General features: G+C 58.6%; 26 protein-coding genes. 4 read left to right on the forward strand and 22 right to left on the reverse strand.

The annotated features are described in order from the left end of the window. The first annotated feature begins 22 nt into the window (after window positions 1-22). On the forward strand, window positions 23-1,411 hold the full coding sequence (locus tag AB3X55_04830) for a M20 family metallopeptidase (protein ID MEX0502900.1): 1,389 nt from the start codon (window positions 23-25) through the stop codon (window positions 1,409-1,411). 361 nt (window positions 1,412-1,772) lie between these two features. Here the strand turns inward: AB3X55_04830 and AB3X55_04835 are convergent, their stop codons facing one another. The 6 genes from AB3X55_04835 to AB3X55_04860 form a co-directional block, all read right to left on the reverse strand. Beyond that, window positions 1,773-2,222, reverse strand: coding sequence for a nucleoside deaminase (locus AB3X55_04835; GenBank protein ID MEX0502901.1), 450 nt, complete (start codon window positions 2,220-2,222; stop codon window positions 1,773-1,775). Between the two features lie 46 nt (window positions 2,223-2,268). Continuing rightward, the gene (locus AB3X55_04840) at window positions 2,269-3,150 is read right to left on the reverse strand and encodes a polysaccharide deacetylase (GenBank protein ID MEX0502902.1); all 882 of its coding nucleotides are present in this window, start codon (window positions 3,148-3,150) and stop codon (window positions 2,269-2,271) included. Window positions 3,151-3,188: 38 nt separating this feature from the next. Continuing rightward, a complete protein-coding gene (locus tag AB3X55_04845) occupies window positions 3,189-4,277 on the reverse strand; it encodes an ABC transporter ATP-binding protein (protein ID MEX0502903.1) in 1,089 nt (362 codons plus the stop codon). A gap of 4 nt (window positions 4,278-4,281) precedes the next feature. After that, window positions 4,282-5,076: an ABC transporter permease gene (locus tag AB3X55_04850; GenBank protein ID MEX0502904.1), complete on the reverse strand. Its 795-nt coding sequence runs from the start codon at window positions 5,074-5,076 to the stop codon at window positions 4,282-4,284. Continuing rightward, a complete protein-coding gene (locus AB3X55_04855) occupies window positions 5,076-5,954 on the reverse strand; it encodes an ABC transporter permease (protein MEX0502905.1) in 879 nt (292 codons plus the stop codon). The genes AB3X55_04850 and AB3X55_04855 overlap by 1 nt, the downstream gene beginning before the upstream one ends. Window positions 5,955-6,036: 82 nt before the next feature. Continuing rightward, on the reverse strand, window positions 6,037-7,173 hold the full coding sequence (locus AB3X55_04860) for a spermidine/putrescine ABC transporter substrate-binding protein (GenBank protein MEX0502906.1): 1,137 nt from the start codon (window positions 7,171-7,173) through the stop codon (window positions 6,037-6,039). A gap of 192 nt (window positions 7,174-7,365) precedes the next feature. Between AB3X55_04860 and AB3X55_04865 the strand changes: the two genes are divergently transcribed. Together AB3X55_04865 and AB3X55_04870 are read left to right on the forward strand one after the other, a co-directional pair. Continuing rightward, on the forward strand, window positions 7,366-8,121 hold the full coding sequence (locus tag AB3X55_04865) for an adenine phosphoribosyltransferase (protein ID MEX0502907.1): 756 nt from the start codon (window positions 7,366-7,368) through the stop codon (window positions 8,119-8,121). Next, window positions 8,118-8,735: a phosphoribosyltransferase family protein gene (locus AB3X55_04870; protein MEX0502908.1), complete on the forward strand. Its 618-nt coding sequence runs from the start codon at window positions 8,118-8,120 to the stop codon at window positions 8,733-8,735. The genes AB3X55_04865 and AB3X55_04870 overlap by 4 nt, the downstream gene beginning before the upstream one ends. A gap of 44 nt (window positions 8,736-8,779) precedes the next feature. Here AB3X55_04870 and AB3X55_04875 read toward each other — a convergent pair whose 3' ends face one another. From AB3X55_04875 to AB3X55_04925, 11 genes are all read right to left on the reverse strand, one after another. Then, window positions 8,780-9,202, reverse strand: a complete 423-nt coding sequence (locus AB3X55_04875; GenBank protein ID MEX0502909.1) for a YqaA family protein — start codon at window positions 9,200-9,202, stop codon at window positions 8,780-8,782. Between the two features lie 119 nt (window positions 9,203-9,321). Then, complete coding sequence (locus AB3X55_04880) at window positions 9,322-10,002, reverse strand: cupin domain-containing protein (protein MEX0502910.1); 681 nt, start codon at window positions 10,000-10,002, stop codon at window positions 9,322-9,324. A gap of 80 nt (window positions 10,003-10,082) precedes the next feature. Next, a complete protein-coding gene (gene ureG / locus AB3X55_04885; GenBank protein ID MEX0502911.1) occupies window positions 10,083-10,691 on the reverse strand; it encodes an urease accessory protein UreG in 609 nt (202 codons plus the stop codon). Window positions 10,692-10,717: 26 nt separating this feature from the next. Beyond that, a complete protein-coding gene (locus tag AB3X55_04890) occupies window positions 10,718-11,356 on the reverse strand; it encodes an urease accessory protein UreF (protein ID MEX0502912.1) in 639 nt (212 codons plus the stop codon). Between the two features lies 1 nt (window position 11,357). Continuing rightward, window positions 11,358-11,807: an urease accessory protein UreE gene (locus tag AB3X55_04895; GenBank protein MEX0502913.1), complete on the reverse strand. Its 450-nt coding sequence runs from the start codon at window positions 11,805-11,807 to the stop codon at window positions 11,358-11,360. An 11-nt stretch (window positions 11,808-11,818) separates the two neighbouring features. Continuing rightward, window positions 11,819-13,528, reverse strand: a complete 1,710-nt coding sequence (gene ureC / locus AB3X55_04900) for an urease subunit alpha (protein MEX0502914.1) — start codon at window positions 13,526-13,528, stop codon at window positions 11,819-11,821. Further along, window positions 13,528-13,833 (reverse strand): urease subunit beta, encoded by a 306-nt coding sequence (locus AB3X55_04905; protein MEX0502915.1) that lies wholly within the window; start codon window positions 13,831-13,833, stop codon window positions 13,528-13,530. Before AB3X55_04905 ends, ureC begins: the two co-directional genes overlap by 1 nt. After that, window positions 13,830-14,147 carry an urease subunit gamma gene (locus tag AB3X55_04910; GenBank protein ID MEX0502916.1) on the reverse strand — a complete coding sequence of 106 codons (318 nt, stop codon included), beginning with the start codon at window positions 14,145-14,147 and terminating at the stop codon, window positions 13,830-13,832. Before AB3X55_04910 ends, AB3X55_04905 begins: the two co-directional genes overlap by 4 nt. Before the next feature lie 8 nt (window positions 14,148-14,155). Then, the gene (locus AB3X55_04915) at window positions 14,156-14,974 is read right to left on the reverse strand and encodes an urease accessory protein UreD (protein MEX0502917.1); all 819 of its coding nucleotides are present in this window, start codon (window positions 14,972-14,974) and stop codon (window positions 14,156-14,158) included. An 83-nt stretch (window positions 14,975-15,057) separates the two neighbouring features. Continuing rightward, window positions 15,058-15,873, reverse strand: a complete 816-nt coding sequence (locus AB3X55_04920) for a metal ABC transporter permease (GenBank protein ID MEX0502918.1) — start codon at window positions 15,871-15,873, stop codon at window positions 15,058-15,060. After that, a complete protein-coding gene (locus tag AB3X55_04925) occupies window positions 15,866-16,633 on the reverse strand; it encodes an ATP-binding cassette domain-containing protein (GenBank protein ID MEX0502919.1) in 768 nt (255 codons plus the stop codon). Before AB3X55_04925 ends, AB3X55_04920 begins: the two co-directional genes overlap by 8 nt. A 148-nt stretch (window positions 16,634-16,781) precedes the next feature. Here AB3X55_04925 and AB3X55_04930 point away from each other — a divergent pair, with 148 nt between their 5' ends. Then, window positions 16,782-17,921 (forward strand): zinc ABC transporter substrate-binding protein, encoded by a 1,140-nt coding sequence (locus tag AB3X55_04930; protein ID MEX0502920.1) that lies wholly within the window; start codon window positions 16,782-16,784, stop codon window positions 17,919-17,921. A gap of 63 nt (window positions 17,922-17,984) precedes the next feature. Here the strand turns inward: AB3X55_04930 and AB3X55_04935 are convergent, their stop codons facing one another. From AB3X55_04935 to AB3X55_04955, 5 genes are read right to left on the reverse strand one after another with little or no spacing between them, the layout of a single operon-like run. Next, window positions 17,985-19,565, reverse strand: a complete 1,581-nt coding sequence (locus tag AB3X55_04935) for an acyl-CoA dehydrogenase family protein (protein MEX0502921.1) — start codon at window positions 19,563-19,565, stop codon at window positions 17,985-17,987. Window positions 19,566-19,571: 6 nt separating this feature from the next. Then, window positions 19,572-20,447, reverse strand: coding sequence for an amidohydrolase family protein (locus tag AB3X55_04940; GenBank protein ID MEX0502922.1), 876 nt, complete (start codon window positions 20,445-20,447; stop codon window positions 19,572-19,574). A gap of 45 nt (window positions 20,448-20,492) precedes the next feature. Further along, window positions 20,493-20,996 carry a MarR family winged helix-turn-helix transcriptional regulator gene (locus AB3X55_04945; protein ID MEX0502923.1) on the reverse strand — a complete coding sequence of 168 codons (504 nt, stop codon included), beginning with the start codon at window positions 20,994-20,996 and terminating at the stop codon, window positions 20,493-20,495. Window position 20,997: 1 nt separating this feature from the next. Continuing rightward, a complete protein-coding gene (locus AB3X55_04950) occupies window positions 20,998-21,765 on the reverse strand; it encodes a crotonase/enoyl-CoA hydratase family protein (GenBank protein MEX0502924.1) in 768 nt (255 codons plus the stop codon). Window positions 21,766-21,784: 19 nt separating this feature from the next. Then, window positions 21,785-22,555: an SDR family NAD(P)-dependent oxidoreductase gene (locus tag AB3X55_04955; protein MEX0502925.1), complete on the reverse strand. Its 771-nt coding sequence runs from the start codon at window positions 22,553-22,555 to the stop codon at window positions 21,785-21,787. Between the last annotated feature and the right edge of the window lie 197 nt (window positions 22,556-22,752).

A 22,752-nucleotide genomic window follows, 5' to 3' on the forward strand; every position in this document is an offset into this window, starting at 1 on the left:
AAAATCTCTCAGGAGAGCAGATATGGGACGTGACAAGGCACTCAGCCGGATTGACGATTATTTTCTTAACGGGTCTTTTGATGTTGATCTGGCACGGCGGGTTGCCTTCAGGACAGAAAGCAACCTCGAAGGCTGCGAAGCGGCGCTGCAGAGTTACCTTGACGATGAGATGGTGCCCTATCTTTCCGCGATGGGGTTTGACTGCACAATTCACCCCAATCCGCGAAGCGATGCCGGCCCGATACTGGTGGCAAGACGGCAGGAAAGCGACAATCTGCCAACCGTGATGACTTATGGGCATGGTGATGTTGTCGCAGGGTATGATGGCCGATGGATTGATGACATGGACCCGTGGCGCATCACAAAGGTCGGACATCGCTGGTACGGGCGCGGCACAGCTGACAACAAGGGCCAGCATACGATCAATCTTGCCGCGCTGAAGACCGTTCTGGATGTGCGTGGCAACCTTGGATTCAACGTGATCATTCTGCTCGAGATGGGCGAGGAGCGCGGATCGCCGGGATTGAGGGAATTCTGTGCAACCCACAAACATCTTTTTGACGCCGATGTATTCATCGCGTCGGACGGGCCACGCATTCACCCGGACAAGCCGACCATTTTCATGGGGTCACGCGGCGTGTTCAATTTCACCATGCGCCTTGATGTGCATGAGGGTGCCCATCATTCCGGTAACTGGGGCGGTTTGTTGACCAATCCCGGCATTGTAATGGCACATGCCATCGCCAGCATGATCGATGCCACTGGCAAGATCCTCGTCGAGGGCTGGCGCAGCACGCAGATAACGGATTCGGTGCGGGCCGCCATCGCCAGGCTTGATGTTGGGGGCGGTGAAAACGCCCCGTCCATAAATCCAAACTGGGGTGAGCCGGATATGACCCCGGCTGAACGGGTCTTTGCCAGCAATACTTTTGAAATCCGTGCATTCGAGACCGGCAATCCCCAGTCACCGGCAAATGCGATTCCCCCGTCGGCAGTTGCTTTCGGACATTTGCGCTATGTGGTTGGCACCGACCCTGATCGACTGCTGCCAGCGTTACGGCAGCATCTCGACAGGCACGGGTTCGAGGCAATCGAAATCAAGGCCGAGCGTGACCCCATGTATGCGACCAGACTTGACCCTGACCACCCGTGGGCAGAATGGGTTGTCGCATCGCTTGCCAGGACACATGACGCCGAGATTTCCGTGATGCCGAATCTCGGCGGCTCGTTGCCGAATGATGTGTTCGCAGATGTTCTGGGACTGCCCACAATCTGGGTGCCGCATTCCTATGCAGGATGCTCGCAACATGCCCCGAACGAACATATCCTCGAGGGCACAACGCAGACCGCCCTGCGCCTGATGACCGGGCTTTGGTGGGACCTCGGCACTGGCGGAACGCCTGAGCAATGATCAAGTGGAGCCGGAAAGAGACAGGTGGAAATGTCGGTCTTGTTGCCCGGCGACCGGGCTTGTCCCGCAACACCGTCCACAAGCATGTACGCGAGGCCGAATGTCTCTTCGGATCCTGCGGATGTTGTTTGTTTCCATCCAAGTCCCCTGCTGATTACCATGGCAGCCTGCATCAGGGCAGGCTGGGCGATCTCAAGCAATTCACGGCTTGATTGACAACCGTCACCCAGACGCAGTACCGAGGGACAAAGCCGGTAATGTCGACCTTCGCGAGATGCCAGCAGATACCCCTCATTCAACAGCGTGTGAACGGTTCGGAACGCTGCCGGTCTGGCCGCAGGAAGGCGTCTTCACCCCCGGATCAGTCCTCCGCGATGTCTTCGGCCCATAATTCGGGCTTTTCGCGGATGAATCTTTCCATCAGCGCGATACAGTCCGGGTCGTCGGCAATCACCACGTCAACGCCGTGCTGGCGAAGGAAATCCTCATTCCCGCCAAAGGTGGTGTTCTCCCCGACAACCACGCGCGGAATTCCGAACTGCACAATGGTGCCGCTGCACATCATGCAGGGGCTGAGGGTCGTGTAGAGAACCGTATCCCGATAGGTCTTCTGTCGGCCAGCCTTGCGAAGGGCGTCCATTTCTCCATGGGCAATCGGATCCCCCTGCTGCACGCGCTGGTTATGACCACGAGACACCTCCCGGCCCCCGCGCGCCAGCACCGACCCGATGGGGCATCCCCCCTCATCAAAGCCCAGCTTTGCCTGTTCATAGGCAATCTTCAGCATCTGCCTGTCGGTATCGGTCACCATGACACTCTCCTGTCCTGTCCTGTCCTGTCCTGTCTGAGCCATCGGTTCAGCCACCCTGCGGCCCTGTGTAATAGGGCAGGGTTTCCACCCGCGGCCTGTATTCTTCGCGCGCCACCAGCCCGTCCAGATGATCGGCAATCTGATCCAGCCGGGCGAACCATACATCCTTTGTCTGAAGGGTTTCCTCCAGCCATGTTTCAACCTGACGCCAGCGCGCCAGCCTGCCGGTCAGGAAGGGGTGGACAATCAGCATGAAAAACCCACCCGCCTCATAGGCGGCGTCGAATTCCTCCCAGAACGCGGCAAGTCCCTGCGATGGCGCCTTTACCGGCATCATATATCCGATCTCGGCATAATGCGCGAAGGGCGGCCAGTCATCGGTGCCCCAATGCACCGGCATTTCCCAGAACCCGCCCCTGGCTGTTTCAACCCGATAGGGAATATCGTCAGCCATCATCGAGGATTCGTACCGGAACCCATGCTCAACCAGCAGATCAACGACTTCCTGGTTGATATTATAGACAGGCGCGCGATACCCCGCCGGCGTGCCACCGCAATATTTCCGGTATGCCGCCAGCGCGCGTTCAAACCAGTAACGCTGATCGGGTGCCTCGATCGGGTCTTCATGAAGATAGCCGTGATGGCCAATCTCGTGGCCACCCTGCAGAATGGCCTCTACCGCTTTCGGATAGGTTTCGACACACCAGCCGGGAAGAAAAAAGGACTGCTGGATGCCAAGCCGCCGATAGGTCTCCAGAATCCGCGGAATCGCTACATTCGGACCATAGCGCCCCATGCTGATCGGATAGAGCCTGTCATGCGAATCTTCCGGCCTGGCGATATGGATCAGACTGTCGGCATCCATATCAAAGGAAATCACACAGGCGCATCGCGCGCCGTTGGGCCATGGGATCGGGTTCTGGATCATCCTTGCCTTCCTTACGTCTGCGTCGGTGAAGGACGCTGTCAGTCCACGCCGATATAGTGGGCGTGATCAGCCGCCCAGTTGAGATAGATTGTGGTTGCAGACTTCAGGTCCATCTTCGACAGTTCGCGTTCCTGCAACTGCACCTTCAATTCACTGCCATCCGCCGCCTCCAGGAACAGGGTCACGACAGACCCGATGAATTCCTCGGAAATCAGCGAACAGGCGATGCTGTTGCCAGAACCGGGTTTTGTGACAGATATCTGCGCAAGGTCTGCAGCCACGACAAAGCTTGCCACATCCCCCTTTGCCGGACTGTTATGCTGGCCAAGCTGCACGGTGAAGCTGCCAAGGCCTCCATCGATCGTGACCGTCTTTGCGGTGGTCTTTGTGACGGTGCCGGAGATGATGTTGTTCCGGCCGACAAATTCAGCCACAAACCGGTTGGCCGGCGCGCGATAGATATCTTTTGGCGTCCCGATCTGCGATATGCGGCCGCGTGACATGATCACCACACGGTCGGCCATGGCAAAGGCCTCGGACTGGGAATGCGTCACATAGACGAAGGTAATGCCAAGCTCACGCTGAAGTTTTGTCAGCACAGACTGCATGCGAATGACAAGATTGGCGTCAAGTGCCGAGAGCGGTTCATCCAGAAGCAGAATTCGCGGTTCGATCACCAGCGAGCGGGCCAGCGCGACACGCTGTTTCTGGCCTCCGGAAAGGCTGGCGATGTCTCTTTCGGCAAATTCCGCAATTTCCATCCGGTCCAGCCATTCCAGCGCCCGTCGGCGGGATTCGGCAGCACCAACGCCGCGCATCTGCAAGCCGAATTCGACATTTTCGCGGGCTGTCAGAAACGGGAACAACGCAAGCGACTGCCAGACAAGCGGCGTATCACGTTCATGGGCCGGCACATGGTTCATCACCCGGCCATCCATCAGAATGTCACCCTCTGAAGGTGCCTCGAGACCTGCCAGCATCCGCAGCGTTGTCGTCTTGCCACAGCCGGACGGCCCCATGATGGCGACAAACTCCCCTGCTTCGATGGTGAAATTGACCCGTTCTACGGCAACGAAATCGCCAAACCGCTTTTCCACCGCTCTGAATTCAACAAGTGGAGTTTCCATGGGATCAAACTTCCTTCTTTCGACGGGTCATCAGCACCACCTGTGCGATGATCACCAGCGTCATCGAGACGAGAAAAACAAAACTTCCTATTGCGTTGACCTGCGGGTCGATATTGCCGGTAACGATCTCGAGGATGATGACCGGGATGGTCTTGTTGAGTCCCGAAACAAACCAGGAAATGGCAAATTCATCAAACGACACCGCCGCGGTCAGACAGAAGGACGAAATAATGGCCGGCTTGCAGAACGGCACGATGACACGGCGCATCGCACCCCATTCGCTCGCCCCCAGATTCCAAGCCGCAGCTTCAAGGCTCGGATCCATCTGGCTCAGCCGCAGACGGATGATCGCCATCGCGAACGGCGCGGTAAGAACGCTGTGGGCGATGATGATCGACATGACCTGTCCCGAAATGCCAAGCTTGGCAAACCAGGCAAGCATGGCCAGCGCCATGATGATCAACGGAATGGTCGGCGGCAACAGCACAAGCCCGAGATAGATCGGCTTCAAACGGAAACTGTAGCGGTAATCTGTATAGGCGGTGGCAAAGCCAAGCGCCGTCGCGATGGTCGCGGTCGAAAGTGACACGATCAGGCTGGTACGCGCCGCTTCCCACACATCCGGATCATTCCAGACTGTCTGGTACCATTTCAGCGTGAAACTGCCGAGCGGGATGGTCGGGAACCTGTCCGAGTTGAAAGAGAAGATCACGCTGAACATGATCGGCGCAAAGATGAACAGGAAGACCAGCGCAAGATAGCCATACAGACACCAGCGAAGAGTGCGATTGTCCGTCATCAGACTCTCCGCCGATAGGCCGCCATGATGCCGGCAAAGGCCACCACGAACAGCGTCACCATCATCACCACCGCCACGACGGCGGCGCGTGGCCATTGCTGGCCCGATTTGACCGTATCGACAATCAGGATCGGCAATGTCGGCGGTTTCGAGCCGCCGAGATAATAGGGGCTGACAAAATCACCGAAAGACAGGATGAAACAGAACACCGCGGCGATGATCAGCCCTGTTCGCGCCATCGGCAAAATGACCCGGTAGATCGTTCGAAAAGGCCGGCATCCAAGATTGAACGCCGCTTCGACAAGCGATTTGTCGACATTCGCCAGGGCAAAGGTCTGCAGGATCACGACAAGCGGCAATGTCAGCGTCATATAGCCGACAATCGTGCCGAATTTGGTGTTCAGCATCACAAAGGGACCAAGTCCCAGATAGCTGAGCCCGGCATTGATGACACCGCTTTCGGCAAGGATCACATACCAGGAGAAAATCCGCACGAGATAGCTTGTGAAAAACGGGATGATCAGCATGAAAATGGCCCAGCGCCGGACCGTCTCACTGACCTTGAAAGCAAGCGCATAGGCAGCTGGAAATGCCACCAGCATCGTCACAACAGTGCCAATCCCGGCCAATCCCCAGGTCAGAATATAGCTGTCCCAGAAATAATCGCGGCCAAGCATCTTGGCCCAGTTCTTCATCACAAAATCTTCTTGCATCCGGTAATTGCGGACGATGAAGAAAGACATCGCCACCATGAAGCAAAGTGGACCGATGAAGAACAGCGACTGCCACAGAACAATGGGCAGCCGAAATGTCAGCTTGAATACCGAGGATCGCCGCGCAGCAGATGACGCAGCTGTGGTTGGGGTGGAGTCATTCATCACATTGACAACCGGAATGCCATCGTCCGGTCACGGGACGGGCGGCGCGGACCGCCGCCCTCCCTTCAGTCATCAAACCCATTCAGGCGTTCTTGTATTCGGACCAGAAGTCATTCCAGTCCTCCAGCGACTGCTGCACCGGAATGTTCCGGTAATGGATACGCCCTTCCTTGACCAGGGTGATCGGATCATTGGCCATGCCGTCGACCTGGCCTGTGCGCTCGGCCTCGGCCCGATCGACTTCGATCAGCTTGGCACGGCCGCTTTTGGTGATGGCGAAACCCGGATAGGCAGCCATCTGCGCCGACTTCACCTGACCTTCGGCTGACAGCATGTACTGGATGAACTTCTTGACGATGTCAGCCTTGTCCGACCCCTTGCCGATGCAATAGGACTCGGTCCACTGGATGCCGCCTTCCTTTGGCACAACAGATCCAACAGGCGCGCCGTCCTTTTCAAGAACGCCGGTGATCCAGTCACCGATGCCGCACATTGCCAGCATCTCGCCATTCTTCAGCGAGTTGAAGGTGCCGCCATAATCGAAATAACCGCCAACCTGCGGACGCAGTGACAGGGTGGTTTCCTGGACGGCATCCCATTTACCATCCGAAAGATCCCACAGCCCGGCACCATTGCCATTATACAGGCTCATCATGCCAAGGCTTGGCAGATGCCAGTCGAAATGCCCGACCTTGCCCTTCACCTCGGGCTTCCAGAAACATGAATAGCTCATCGCTTCTTCGGCCGTGATGGCGTTCTTGTTGTAGGACACGCCAAGATGGCCGAACCGCACCATCATCGAGAACAGCTTGCCATCTGCCCAATGCCCTGGAAATTTCGTGAAATCCTCATAGAGCATGTCATCAAACGGGTAATCGGCGGAGTTCAGCTCTTCGATATATCCGGCTGCGTTCAACTGCTGCACGAATTCGCCATCCGAGAGAATGACATCATAGGTGCCGGGAGGCGACTGCGCGATCAGCCCCAGCATGTTGTCCCCGCCAGCGTAATATTTCGGCTTGAACTTGACGTTGTTGGCCGCCTCGAATTCGGCGACGATGTCGGGCTCGCCATGGCCATACCAGGCCAGCATGTTGATCTCGGTCGGCGCGGCCCAGGCCCGCGAGATGAAGGGGGTCGACAGGGCGGTTGCAGCGCCGTAGGTCAGCACTTTCCGCCGTGACAGCTTTGAGCCGAGAAGGTTTGCAGTGGATTTCATCTAATTGCTCCCATAATTATGCCGCGCCTTTGATGGTCGCTGTTTACAAAGCAGCATGATCAGTTTTACGGTCCTGTAAAGGTTGGCTGTCAATATTAGGTAATTTATTGCCTGCAACGATGTGCTGATTTTGCACTAGAGTGATGTCGTTTGTGTATCGCATATGACGTCAATTCAACTTTGATCATGACAATGCAACAATCTGATTTTCATGCCGAATTCAACACTCCTGGACCTGTCATACTCCCGGTCATCCACGTGCTGGATGAACGTCAGACCGCGGTCAATATCGACCTGATCATCGAGGCGGGACTCAACGGGTGTTTTTTGATCAATCATGATTTCGGGATCGAGCCGTTCCTGCCCATAGTCGAAGCGATTCGCGGCCGGTATCCGGATCTGTGGCTTGGCCTGAACTTTCTTGCTGTGACCGGTTTGAAGGCCTTTCCCATCCTTGGCGATCTGGGCGCGCGTGGCATCAGAATTGACGCCTACTGGGCAGACGACGCCCGCATTGAAGAGCGCGTTGACGACAGCGGGGGCACACAGACAGAAGCTGAAATGATCGCCGCAACGCGGGCAACATCCGGCTGGGACGGGCTGTATTTCGGCGGGACGGCGTTCAAGAAACAACGCCCCGTCGACCCGGCCGATTATCGCCGCGCTGCGGGCATTGCCGGCGGCTTTATGGATGTGGTGACCACCTCGGGTATCGCGACCGGCAAATCCGCCGACCTTGCAAAGCTGGAGGAGTTCCGGAGCGCGCTTCCCGACCGGCCCATTGCGCTTGCGTCCGGAATCACCCCGGAGAACGCCCATGACTACGCCATGGTCGATTGTTTCATGGTCGCCACCGGAATTAATTTGGAAAACGACTTCTACAACATTGACCCGGCGCGTCTGTCGCGTCTGATAGATGTATGTCGCAAAATGGGAGACGCATCATGACCGACACTGGAAACGCACGCTGGTATCTCGACATCATGTCGCCAAACACAAAGGGCGAGAAATTTGCCTGGCTTGATCCAACCTCGATCTACATCAATGGCGAAGCGTTCACCCAGCTGCTTGATGACCTCACAGCCGATCTCGAAGGTGTGACATGTGACGTGGTGGCAGGTCTTGATGCGATGGGGTTTGTCCTGGGGTCTGCCATCGCGACGCGGATCGGTGTCGGTTTCCTGCCAATCCGCAAGGCCGGCAAGCTCTGTGTCGATACAGACGCCGTATCCTTCTCTAACTATTCCGGACGGACGCAGGACATGGAAATGCGGATGCCGGCCTTTGCCGCCGGAACAAAGGTTCTTCTTGTTGATCAATGGATCGAGACAGGTGGCACGATGGACGGTGCCATTCGTCTTGTCGAACGGCAACAGGGCATTGTCGCCGGCATCATGGCCATCGCCATGGAAGACAATGACCGCACAGCCGGCTATCGGGCGAAATACCCGGTGGTTACCGCAGTCCAGCCGGGGACCGACCTGCAGGAACAATGCAACCGGCAGACGCTCGATTCATTCGCCGACTACAAACCTGAAATGGCATTCCCGAAAATTCGCTGATCTTTCGATATGCCGGCAATAAAACCTGCCGGTTGGCGCGGGGCCTAGATTACATTCAACACAACCGCCGCGATCACGATGTAGCGCGAAGATTTGGCGATGCTCACCAGCAGCACAAACGACCATAACGGTTCACGCAACAGGCCGGCGACGACGGTAATGGGATCACCAATAAAGGGAACCCAGCTCAACAACAGGGAATAGCGACCAAATCGCCGGTAATGGTTTTCCGCCCTTTCCAGCCTGTGCGGGCGAACGGGAAACCACGCGCGGTGCCTGTATCGGGTGAAACCCCTTCCCAGCCCCCAGTTCACCACAGCCCCCAGAACGTTCCCAACTGTCGCCACAGCAACAAGTCCGACCATCGCGCCGGGCGAAACCGACAGCTGATAGGCCAGCACCGCCTCGGATTGCGCGGGAAGGATCGTTGCCGCCAGAAACGCGCTGATGAATAGCGAAAAATACAATGGGGCCTCGTTTTCATGGAACGTCCGGGAACCGGACCGCGATGTCACCTTGGGGCCAGCCAGACAATGGAGCCAGACAGTAGAGCCAGACAATAGACAGGCAGACAGCAGCCCCTTTGTCAGGCCAGGTGCCCGACCTTGACATAGATCAGCGCGCCATCCTGTGTCGTATAGGGGCAATGTTCGCTCAGATGCGGGCTGCGTAGCCAGCTTCCCTTGGGATAGCTGCCATGTTCATCATGGAAGGTGCCCTCAAGCACCAGTATTTCTTCGCCACCCCAGTGCCTGTGCGCGTTGAACCGGGTATTGGGTGCCCACTTCACCAGCGCAATATTCTCGCCGTCATGCTGGTGCAGCGGCATCACCGTCAACCCGTCGACCAGACCCTGATGCCAGGGCGCGGTGTTTGTGTCGATTACCAGCTGCGTCTGGTCCTGATGGCTGAACTGGTGGAGCTTGACGAAAATCGTGGCGCCCTGAGCGCCGATCACCGGTTGATGTCTGGTGCCGATGGGGTTGCGGATATAGGTGCCGGCCGGATAGTCCCCATGCTCGTCCCCAAACACGCCTTCCAGAACAAAGATTTCCTCACCACCGGAATGTTCATGTGGTGAAAAGCGGCTATGCGGCGCATAGCGCACCAACGAGGTGGCGCGCGCGACCTCGTCGCCGATGCGGTCCAGTTTCATTCTCTGCACACCCGGCATCGGCGACCCTTCCCAGATATGGGTATCGGGGCGAATGACAACGCGTTTGGAAAAATCCGCGTTCAATCCAATGGATGTATCGATGTCGGACATTTTCACCTCTATATGGGGTCACCTCTGGATGGGTCGGGGGGATCCAGATCCGCGACCGAACATGGCTCTGGCTGTCGGTGTCATGATAACCCGCCCGCCTCCTTCAGGAAGGCGACAAGTTCATCGACGCCGGCATTCCTGCGCATGGACCCAAAGATGAATGGCAGGTCACCGCGACCGGCCCTTGTATCGGCCCGCATCTGATCAAGATCGACATCGACATGCGGGGCCAGCTCGATCTTGTTGACGACCAGCATGTCGGATCTGAGAAGCGCCGGCCCTTTCTTGCGCGGAATATCGGCACCCATGCAGACATCGATGACATAGATTGTGAGATCAACCAATTCCGGGCTGAAGGTGGCGGCCAGATTGTCGCCTCCGGATTCGATCAGAATCAGATCAAGATCCGGAAAGGCCTGTTTCAGATCCTCGATGGCAGCAAGATTGACCGAGGCATCCTCGCGGATGGCGGTATGCGGGCAGCCACCGGTTTCCACCCCGCGGATCCGCTCGGCCGGCAGCGCCTGCGCGCGCACCAGAAAATCTGCATCCTCGCGGGTGTAGATGTCATTCGTGATCACCGCCATTGAAAGATGTGGCGACAGGGCCCTGCACAGCGCCTCGGTCATGCTTGTCTTGCCGGCCCCGACCGGTCCGCCGATGCCAACGCGGAGCGGACCATGTTTCAACCGGGATGTCGGGGAGGTCTGCACAGTCATGTCCTGTAAATCCGCTGTGTGGCTGTTTCATGTTCAAGGGCACAAAGATCGGCTGCCAGAGCAAAGCCGCCAACAGCTTCCACATCTGTTGTCATGACCGTGGCGACAGCCTGGTCAATCACCGGCATCAGCGAGACCAGACAGGACTGCCCGTCAAGCTGTCCGATCGGCACGCCGCGGACCGCCACCGAAATCTGGTTCATGCAGGCACCCTGTAGAAAGGCCGCTATTGTTGCCCGGCTGTCCAGCCCAAGATGACGGGCCGCCATCCCGACAGCAACGGGATAGGCACAGCCGGATGGCAGATCGAGTGCGCGCGTCTCCCGCATGACGGTGGCAAAGGCCGCGCCAAGTTCGGTTGTCTCCCGGTGTCGCTCGGCACCGGCACACAGCGCCAGACACAGGTCATTCACCTCCTCACCCGCCAGCGTCGCCCGCAGGAACACCGCATCGGTAAAGGCCGTGCCGTTAAGCAGCAGGACCGTCAGCCATGCCGCAAGACTGTCACGATCAGTGACGTCGCCGCCGGCGATGGCCGTTTCCAGCCCCCCGGAATAGCTGAAGGCACCGATGGGAAAGGCCGGCGAGAACCAGTTCTGCAGGGTGAGTAGATGGTGTGAGGGCGTTGCTGTCATCTCAATGCTCATGGTCATGACCATGCGTGCGACCATGCCCATAGGCACCGCCTTCGGGCGTAAAGGGCGCTGTCAGCACTGTTACCTCTGCACCAAGCCCCTGCAACATTGCCTGCAGCACCGCATCCTCGCGGATCAGCAGGTGATCTTCGAGAATCTGGCAGGGTGTGTGGCGGTTGCCGATATGCCAGGCAATGCGGGCCAGATTATGATGCCGCACCGCCAACAGCGGTTCCGGTGCCGCCCTCACGGCAATGACGCGCCCGTCATCAAGCCGAAACCCTTCGCCCTGGTTGAGCGACCTTGTTTCGGCAAGTTCCACCAGAAACGCCTCGCCGCCATCACTGACCAGCCGCCTGCGCCGCAGGAAACGGGCCTCATAGTCCAATGTCACCGTGTCTGCGGCGTCACCGTCATGGATATGTGTCTCGATGTCCTGGGCAAGATGCATCACCGACGTCCTCAGAACATGAAATAGCGCTGTGCCATCGGAAGTTCCCTGGCCGGCTCACAGGTCAGTATCTCGCCATCGGCGCGCACCTCGTAGGTCTCGGGATTCACCTCGATCTGCGGGCAGTAGGCATTGTGAACCATGTCGGCCTTGGAAATGGTCCGGGTGTTCATCACCGGCACCGTTGTCTTGGCAAGGCCAAGCCTGTCGGCGATACCGTCTTCCTGTGCAGCCGCGCTGACAAATGTCACGGCTGAATTTTCAACCGACCTGCCGAACGCGCCGAACATGGGGCGGGTATAGACAGGCTGCGGCGTCGGAATCGAGGCATTCGGGTCGCCCATCTGCGCACAGGCAATGCTGCCGCCGATGATCACCATTTCCGGTTTCACACCGAAAAAGGCCGGATGCCACAGCACCAGATCGGCGCGTTTGCCAATGGCGATGGATCCGATATGTGCCGAGATGCCATGCGCAATCGCCGGATTGATGGTGTATTTGGCGATATAGCGTTTCACCCGCACATTGTCATTGTCACCTGTTTCCTGGGGAAGGCGGCCACGCTGGACCTTCATCTTGTGCGCTGTCTGCCATGTGCGGATGATCACCTCGCCAACGCGGCCCATGGCCTGGCTGTCCGAGGCAATGATCGAAAAGGCGCCCATGTCATGAAGGATATCCTCGGCCGCGATGGTTTCGCGCCGGATACGGCTCTCGGCAAAGGCCACATCCTCGGGGATCGACTTGTCGAGATGATGGCAGACCATCAGCATGTCCAGATGCTCTTCCAGCGTGTTCACCGTATAGGGACGGGTCGGGTTGGTCGAGGATGGCAGGACGTGGGACTCGCCACAGATCTTGATAATGTCCGGGGCGTGACCACCCCCCGCACCTTCGGTGTGAAAGGCGTGAATGACACGCTGTTTCATCGCCGCCACCGTATGTTCGACAAACCCGCTTTCATTCAGCGTGTCGGTATGGATCATCACCTGTACATCCATCGCATCGGCAACGGACAGGCAATTGTCGATGGCGGCCGGTGTGGTGCCCCAATCCTCGTGAAGTTTCAGCGCGCAGGCCCCGCCGCGCACCTGTTCTTCCAGTGCTGCCGGCAGCGCCGCATTGCCCTTGCCGGCAAAGGCCAGGTTCATCGCAAACGCATCCGCCGATTGCAGCATCCGGCCAATATGCCACGGGCCCGGCGTACAGGTGGTTGCCAGCGTGCCATGCGCGGGACCGGTGCCACCGCCAAGCATGGTTGTCAGACCCGAATGCAGCGCATCCTCGATCTGCTGTGGACAGATATAATGGATATGGCTGTCAAACCCGCCGGCGGTCAGCACATGACCTTCCCCGGCGATGGCCTCGGTTCCGGGGCCGATAATGATATCCACCCCAGGCTGCGTATCCGGGTTGCCGGCCTTGCCGATGCCGACGATCACACCGTCTTTCAGCCCGATATCAGCCTTGAAAATTCCCGATACATCGACAACCAGCGCGTTGGTGATCACGGTGTCCACGGCACCGTCGGCACGGCTTGTCTGGGACTGGCCCATGCCATCACGGATCACCTTGCCGCCGCCGAATTTCACCTCTTCGCCATAGCGGGTGTAATCCTTCTCGACCTCGATGACGAGATCGGTGTCGGCAAGCCGCAGCCTATCCCCGGTCGTTGGACCATACATGTCGGCATAGGCAGCACGCGAAATCTGTTTCGGCATCACAGCTCTCCCATGATCTGTTGATTGAAGCCAAAGACACGGCGCATGCCCGACAGCGGCACAAGCGTCACTTCGCGGCGCTGTCCCGGCTCGAACCGCACGGCTGTGCCGGCAGCGATATCCAGGCGCATGCCGCGGGCCGCGTCACGGTCGAAATCCAGCGCCGGATTGGTCTCGGCGAAATGGTAATGGCTTCCGACCTGAACCGGCCTGTCACCTGTATTGGCAACGGTAAGGCTGATCGACTCAGCCCCTTCATTCAACGTGACGTTGCCGTCTGCCGGCATGATTTCACCCGGGATCATGACGCGCCTCCCTTGCGGATGGGATGGTGGACGGTCACCAGCTTGGTTCCATCGGGAAACGTGGCCTCGACCTGAACATCGTGGATCATCTCGGGGATACCCTCCATACATTGCTCAGCCGTGATCACATGTGCGCCGGCTTCCATCAGCTCCGCCACCGATCTGCCGTCACGCGCGCCCTCGACCACGAAATCGGTAATCAGCGCGATCGCCTCTGGATGGTTCAACTTTACGCCACGTGCCAGCCGTCCTCGCGCCACCATGGCGGCAAGGCTGACAAGCAGCTTGTCCTTTTCGCGGGGTGTCAGTTTCATATCCTACCTCATGATTGCCAGACACGCGGCACCTGCTGGCCGCTCAATGAATTCAGGAGTCGTGACAGGTCGGTCTTGCCTGTCATTGTCTCACACGCCAATAGCCGCAGCACGAGCCGCCCCTGCCAGCTGGAGACCGCCGCGCGCGACGCAAGACAGGGCAGCAGATTGGTGATTTCTGTATGCAGCTGGTCCTGACGGGGGCCGACATATACGAGGGTCGCCGCCATCTGGGCATCCGCCACGCCGGCGCGCGCGCCAAGCAATCTGTCCATATCGCCGGTAAGGGACAGCGCCTCGGCATGCACCAGCCTGCCATCCCTTCTTATTCGCCAGCTGTCGGTGAAATGGCAGTTCTGAAGCCGTTCTCCCATCGCATGCCGGCCAAAGACGAGCGATTCCAGAACAAGGCATTCACTGCTGGTGTCGAGATCAACCTCGATGCGCCGACCAAGGCGGCTGCCATCAAACAGGATGGTTTCCTGCGGCATCCAGTGGAGCGCCGCGCCATGCTTTGCGGTCAGCTGTACATTCATGCTGGCAATATCATCGCTGGTGCTTTGATAGGCACGTTCGGCGGCCTGTGTTGTGACAATCACCCTGCTGGCATCGGCCACACAGCCATAGCGGTAGCGATCACCGCCCGTGATGCCGCCAGCTGTATTCACAATGACGACTTCATGCGCCATGCCGTGGCTTCGCGGCAACAGGGCCTTGGCCGCGCCGCGTTGATACAGCCTGGCAAGATCGCCAGCCTTGAAAGCGATATCCGCTTCACCACGCGAGCGCTGCAGCGCCTGTGCAAAATGACCGTTACCATCCATCATACTGGTTTCTATTTAGGCACTGCGGCGCCTGACGCCAACCAATTGCCGCATCTTCTTGATGTCATGCCGGATCGCGGGCCCGGCTAGCCCTTGTGGCCATCACCCCCGGCCCGCCATCCTGGCAGCGGCAGAACCGAGATTACAAAACAGCCAAGGGCGGCAACAACAATGCTGGGGCCTGCCGGGGTGTCCCACTCAAGCGATCCCATCAGACCAAGCCAGACCGACCCCATACCGACAAGGGCAGCGATGATTGCCATCTGCTCCGGCGAGGTTGAAAACCGGCGTGCGGTGGCGGCCGGGATGATCAGCAGTGCCGTGATCAGAAGCACCCCGACAATCTTCATCGATATCGCGATCACGGCCGCCATCATGATCATGAAGATGATGTTGGCAAGATCGGGGCGCGCACCCTCGGCGGTGGCAAGCTCGTAATTGACCGTTGCCGCGAACAGCGGCTGCCAGATCCGGACCAGAACCGCCAGCACGACAGCCCCGCCACCCCAGATGACGGCCAGATCAAACGGTGTGATGGCAAGTATGTCACCAAACAGGAACCCCATCAGATCGACCCGCACCCATGTCATGAAAGCCAGGACCACCAGCCCGACAGCCAATGCCGAATGGGACAGCAATCCAAGCAGCGTGTCCGCAGACAGGCTGGCGCGGCGCTGCAACATCATCAGAAGAAGCGACACGGCAACACACATGCCGAAGACGGCAGCGGTGACATTCAGCTCGAACAGCAGCGCCAGCGCCACGCCAAGCAACGCCGAATGCGACAGCGTGTCGCCAAAATAGGCAAGTCGACGCCAGATGATGAAACAGCCAAGCGGCCCCGCCATCATGGCGACGCCAATGCCGCCAATGACGGCACGGGTGAAAAAATCATCAAGCATCGATCCCGACCCCGTCATCACTCTTGATCCGCCCGTCCGGCAGATGTTCATGATCATGCCGGTGTTCATATAATGCCAAACCGGAGGCGGCCGGACCGGGGGTGGCATGCGCGCCGAACAGCGATTTGAATTCGTCACTCGAGGCGACATTTGCCGGTGTGCCGGAACAGCATACATGGCCGTTCAGACAGATCACCCGGTCGGTTGTCGCCATCACCACATGCAGATCATGGGAAATCAGCAACACCCCGCAATTCAGCTGATTGCGAATTTTCTCAATCAGCTTGTAAAGAGCAATCTCGCCATTGAAATCCACCCCTTGCACCGGTTCATCAAGCACCAGAAATTCCGGAGACCGCAGAATCGCGCGGGCAAGCAGCACACGCTGGAATTCACCGCCCGACAGGCGGCTCATCTGGGCGCTGGCAAGATGGCGCGTGTCGGTGGCCGTCAGCGCAGCGTCTATCTGGGTCATGCTGGCCTTGTTGGTAAGGCGCAGGAACCGCGTAACCGAAAGTGGCAATGTCCAGTTCACATCCAGCTTCTGCGGCACATAGCTGGCCCGCAGATTTGCCTTGCGGCGGACCCGTCCCTCGTCGGCGTTGAGGACGCCAAGCGCCATTTTGGCAGTTGTGGACTTGCCCGATCCATTTGGCCCGATCAGCGTGACGATCTCGCCGGGGGCAACATTCATCGAAACGCCACGGACCAGCCATCTGTCGGATCTGTAAATACCGGCATCTTCAAGTGATATGAGCATGTTCCGTTCTCTATCCATGAGGTGCTGTTCCGGACACCATAGGCATGGCGAATGACGCTGTATCCGGCACGGCCGAAAATTAATTTTGATTTATGTTATACTATAACATTACTATGGGCCACAGATTTCATCCCCTTTGGAGACAATTATGCGCCTCATCAGAGCCACTTTTCTGGCCGCAGCATTGATCACGGCCGGCACCGCGCTGGCAGCGACAATGATTGTGGCAAGCACAACGCTGGCCAGGGCAGAGGTAAGGGTTGTTGCGTCTATCAAGCCTGTGCATTCGCTGGTTGCCGCCGTGATGCAGGGCGTCGGCACACCCGATCTGATTGTCGCCGGGGCCGGGTCGCCGCACAGCCATGCTCTGAAGCCATCACAGGCCGGACAGCTGCAGAATGCGGATCTTGTGTTCTGGATCGGACCTGAGCTTGAGGCGTTTCTGGAAAAATCCATCACCGGCATCGCAAGGAAGGCCGTTTCCGTGGAGCTGATGGACAGCCGGGGTCTGTCAAAGATCAAAGTCCGGGAGGGGGATGATTTTGACGATCATGGGCATGATGATTCCGGCCATGATGACCATAAAGGTCGCAAAGACGATGAAGATGATGACGACCATGATGACGACCATGATGACGATGATGATCATGAGGATGAAGGCCACAAGCATGATCACGCTGACAAATCCCATGCCAAGCGCGGGCATGATGACTCCGGGCATGACAAGCACGGGCATGACAAGCACGGGCATAACAAGCACGGGCATGACGAAGATGAATTCAACCCGCATGTCTGGCTCGACCCGCTGAACGCCGGGGCGATGGTCCGCGAAATCGCAGACAGACTTTCACAGGTCGACCCGGCCAATGCGGCGGCCTATGCCGCCAATGCCGACAGGATCGTGGCCAGACTGAACGATCTGGTCACCGAAATTGACGCCGAACTGGCGCCGGTAAAGGGCCGGGGATATGTCGTGTTCCACGACGCCTATCAATATTTCGAGACACGTTTCGGAGTTTCCGCTGTCGGCTCGATCACGGTATCGCCGGAAGTCCTGCCGGGGGCGGAGCGGGTCCGCGACCTGCAGTCAAAGGTCCGACGTCTGGATGCGCGCTGTGTTTTCTCCGAACCGCAATTCGAACCAAAGCTGGTGGTAACCGTCACGGAAAACACCAAAGCTGAGACCGGAGTCCTAGACCCGCTTGGTGCCACAATCACTGCCGGACCGGAGCTGTATTTCACCCTGATCCGGAACCTCGCAGGCTCGATGCGGGACTGCCTGTCATAGGTACGACGGCCCCACCATCATACCCTTGACCAGCACCCGCACCGCGCGGCAATGGCCGCGGGTTCAGCTGTTGAAGCGGGGCAAAGGCAGCGGGCTGGCAAGGACCATATCGGCCAGGCGGGTGAACTCGGCCTCGAATGCCGTACCGACCGCCACCTTGCCGATACGGACCCACGCGGCCCGAAAGAACAGCTCGGCAGTCATGCTGGCAAACTGGCGCGCATTCGGCGGAACGCCATCATGCGCTTCGGTCTGACGGCGCAGCGACTGCCACTCATCAAGAAGGGAGATGATTTCGGCCCGCTGGTCGCCAAGATCATGGATCATGGCGGCAAACGACTCTGCGCCGGCACCGTCATGGGCCCGCAGACCCCGCGTTGCCGCTGTCAGGGCATGAATGCCGTTGGCACCTTCATAGATTGCGGTGATCCGGGCATCACGCCATGTCTGGCCGATATCGTACTCATCCAGATAGCCGTACCCCCCAAGCACCTGGATGCCAAGATCAGCGGCCCTGATCCCGGCCTCGCTGCCAAACATCTTGCAGACAGGCGTCAGAAAATCGGCAAGCGCATGCCGGCCGGGATCATCTAGAACGACAAGCGCAAGATGGCACATGGCACGCGACCCGACGGCCAGCGCTCTCTGTTCATCCAGCATCTGCCTGACATCCGGATGCGCCGCCAGCATGGCAGGCGCGCCGTCAGCCTGCCGCCCCTGCTGTCTGTCCCGTGCATAGCTTGCGGCAATATCACAGGCGCGTGCGGCATGGGCAACGCCCTGCAACGCTACATCAATCCTGGCGTGGTTCATCAGGGTGAACATGGCCGCCAGACCACCCCCCTCGTCCCCCACCAACTCGGCCTCGGCACCGTCAAACACAAGCTGGCAGGTTGGCGAGCCGTGAATGCCAAGCTTGTCCTCGAGCCTCGACACGTTGACATTGTTGCGCCCGCTGGCAATCTGTGACGGGCACAGGAACAGCGACAGACCCTTGATCCCGGCGTCAACCGGACCCGTGCGCGCAAGCACGAAATGCAGAATGTCCTCGCTCAGATCCTGATCACCATTCGAGATGAATATCTTCTCGCCACGAAGATGCCAGACATCCTGTTGCAGCGCCGCCACCGTTCGAACCTGTGACAGATCGGACCCGGCACCGGCCTCGGTCAGACACATGGTGTTCAGCGTCCGCCCGTCAGCCAATCGCGGGATCCAGCGCTGTTTCTGGTCCTCACTGCCAAAACGCAGCAAGGTTGACACCGCCCCCGGCAACAGCCCCGCCGCCATCTGCAAGGCGTGATTGGCCCCGGTGAACATCTCGGAGACGCCGGCCGCTGTCAGGCGGTCCAGCCCCATGCCGCCATATTGTTCGGGAATGGCGAGCGCCAGCCACCCGCCATCCGCAATTTGCGCAAAGGCGTCGGCAAAGCCGTCGGGCGTCCTGACCCGGCCATTTTCAAGCCGACATCCCTGCGCGTCACCGGCACGGTTTGTCGGCGCGATGACCTGTTCGGCGATGATCGCAAACTGGCTGAGAATGTCCGCGCCAAGCGCAACATCATGGCTGCCGGTTGTCTCGGCATTCGCGACCCGGTGCAGGGAAAACAGAATGTCCTCTACGGGGGCGGTAAAATCCTTCACGTCAGCCTACCCTCCCAGGCCAAGAAGCCGCGCGGCATTATGCTTGATAATGTCCGGCCGGATTTCGTCCTTGATGGCGATATTCTCGAAGTCATGCAGCCACCGTTCCGGCGTGATCATCGGCCAGTCAGACCCGAACAGCACCTTTTTCTTCAGGATTGAATTGCAATAGCGCACCAGAATCTCGGGAAAATATTTCGGCGACCATCCCGACAGATCGATATAGACATTCGGTTTGTGCTGGGCGACCGCAAGCGCCTCCTCCTGCCAGGGAAAGGACGGATGCGCCAGAATGATCTTCAGACCGGGAAAATCCACAGCCACATCATCCATATACATCGGATTGCTGAATTTCAGACGCATGCCGTTACCACCTGGCATACCGGATCCAACACCTGTCTGCCCGGTATGGAACAGCGCGATGCCCCCATTTTCCTCGATCGCCTCATAGAGCGGGTACGCCATGCGGTCATTGGCATAGAACCCCTGAAAGGTCGGGTGGAACTTGAACCCGCGAATGCCGTAATCCCGCATCAGACGTCTGGCTTCGCGGACACCCATCTTGCCTTTCCACGGATCAATCGAGGCAAAGGGAATCAGCACATCGCTGTTCGCCGCTGCGATTTCGGCCACCTCTTCATTGGCGTAACGGCGATATCCCGTCTCCCGCTCGGCATCGACCGGAAAGATCACGGCGGCGATGTTCTGCTCGCGGTAATGCTGCGCCGTTTCCTCGATTGTCGGCGGGTGGGTCCACGGCGCCCTGAAATATTTGGCCATTGTGGACTGCAGATCGTCATAGCCATCATCCGCATGGTTGCCACAAGGTTCCTCGGCATGGGTGTGAATGTCGATGGCACGAATGCTGTCGAGATCTATCATGGGACGGTTGCTCCTCTCAGCTCAAGGTACTGCAGGGTCGAAATATCATGCTGTGAATGCCCTCTGACCGGCGCTGCGCCTGATCTTGGCAAGGATCGACACAAGCTGCTGACGTTCACTGTCGCTCAGGTCGCGAAGAAAGGCGGCCTCATGTTCGCAGACACGGCCATAGGCCTGGCGCTGCAGTTCGGTGCCGGCGGCTGTCAGATGAAGCTGGCGCGCGCGCCTGTCATCCGGATCTGCGGATCTGGTGACAAGCTGCTGCGCCGCAAGCTCGTCGATCAGCGAGACGATGTTGGGTTTTTCCATATCGATTGCCAGCGCCAGATTCGACAGTCTTACACCCGGATTTTCCTTCAGCATGGTCAGGATCGTGAAGGTGATCATCCGCAGCCCCAGCGGCCGCAACACATCACTCAGATCGACATGAATGCCATTGAAGGTGCGTTTCAGATTATAGCCGATCAACCGTGACAGCGCGGCATCGCCAACGCGGTCGACACCCCCTCGCGGCATTGTCTGTGATAATCGTGCCGGGCTGCCCATCATCTCACCTGAAGGTTGGCCGACGCTTTTCAAGGAATGCGCGAAGCCCTTCGGCGGCATCCTCGGTGGTCTGTGACAGTGCCGCCGCCAGCGATTCCGCATACAGCGCATCGCTTGACGCCATGTTGCCGGCATGATGGATCGAATTGACAATCAGGTAATTCGACATCGGGGCGTTGCTGGCGATCTTGTCCGCCAGACTGCGCGCCAGATCAAGCGCCTCGCCATCGCCGCAGGCATAATGGGCCAGCCCCAGTGACAGCCCCTCTTCGCTGCCATATTTGCGGCCCGTCAGCATCATTTCCGTCATCCGGTCACCACCAAGAATCCGCCCGACCCGCAGCGTTGCCCCGCCGCCGACAAAGATGCCGCGCCGCCCTTCCGGAAGCTGAAAGATCGTCGAAGCCTCGGCAATTCTGACATGGGTCGAGCTTGCCAGCTCCAGCCCGCCACCGATCACGGCCCCAAACATCGCCGACACAACCACCAGCCCGCCAAACTGGATCTGGTCCATCAGCTTGTGCCAGCGGCGCGAGTGATGAAGATTTTCCTCGGCGGTCCGCGTTTCATGCTCGGCAAGGTCAAGTCCGGCACAGAAATGGCCTTCAATGCCTGTCAGGATGACCACCCTGACACCATCCGGAGGGGAATAGAAAAACCCTTCCAGCGCCGACATCAGCGGTTCATTCATCGCATTGCGCTTGCCGGGGCGCGTCATCGTCACAACGGCAATTCTGTCGCTGACAGAGACATCAAGAACTTCGCTCATCATCACTCTCCCGGGACGGGTGCTATTTGCGGGGAAGACGCAGTGCGCCATCCAGCCGGATCACGGTGCCATTGAGATAGGGGTTGTTCACAATCTGCGCGGCCAGAAGCGCATATTCCGAGGCCAGCCCAAGTCGTGAAGGAAAGGGAATATTGGCACCAAGGGCATCACGAAGATCATCCGGCAGACCATCCGTCATCGGCGTTTCGAACAGCCCCGGCGCGATGGTCATCACCCGCACACCAAACTGGCCAAGCTCGCGCGCCGCCGGCAGGCACAGCGATGCCACACCGCCCTTTGACGCCGCATAAGCAGCCTGTCCAAGCTGCCCATCCTGCCACGCCACCGATGCGGTATTGATGATGACGCCGCGCTCGCCCGTGTCATTTACGGCATCGGACGCCAGCATGGCGCGGGCCGTATGGCTCATCATCAGATAGGTGCCAATCAGATTGATATTGATCGTCTTGGTGAAAACGTCAGTGGACAGGGCGCCTTCGCGTCCGACAATACGCGCCGCAGGACCGATGCCGGCACAATTCACCAGCACCCGCGGCGCGCCTGTCTGCGCCACCGTGGACGCGACCGCGGCGTCGACCGATGCTTCATCGGCGACATCCAGCTTCACCACCGCCGCGCCGCAATCGGCTGCATGCTCGCGCGCCGCTGTATCATTCAGATCAAAGATCGTGACATTGCCGCCCGCTGCCGCGAAATGTCGGGCACAGGCAAGACCCAGTCCACTGCCACCACCGGTGATCCAGACCTGTTGTCCTGCTATCTCCATCGTCATCTGCCCTTTCACATCGGCATCTTGAATGTCATGCCCGTACCGTATGCCCGTGCTGTATGCCCGTGCGATATGCCAGTGCCGTATGCCCATGCGGCACGCTGTCCGTTGTTGACATGCCGTACACACTGCATATTGTTATATTTTATAACAATATGATCAAAGCCGAAACCTGTCCAGAGGCTTTGGCGAGGGGCGCG

This window comes from Alphaproteobacteria bacterium LSUCC0719 (assembly GCA_040839025.1).
GTDB lineage: Bacteria > Pseudomonadota > Alphaproteobacteria > Puniceispirillales > Puniceispirillaceae > UBA8309.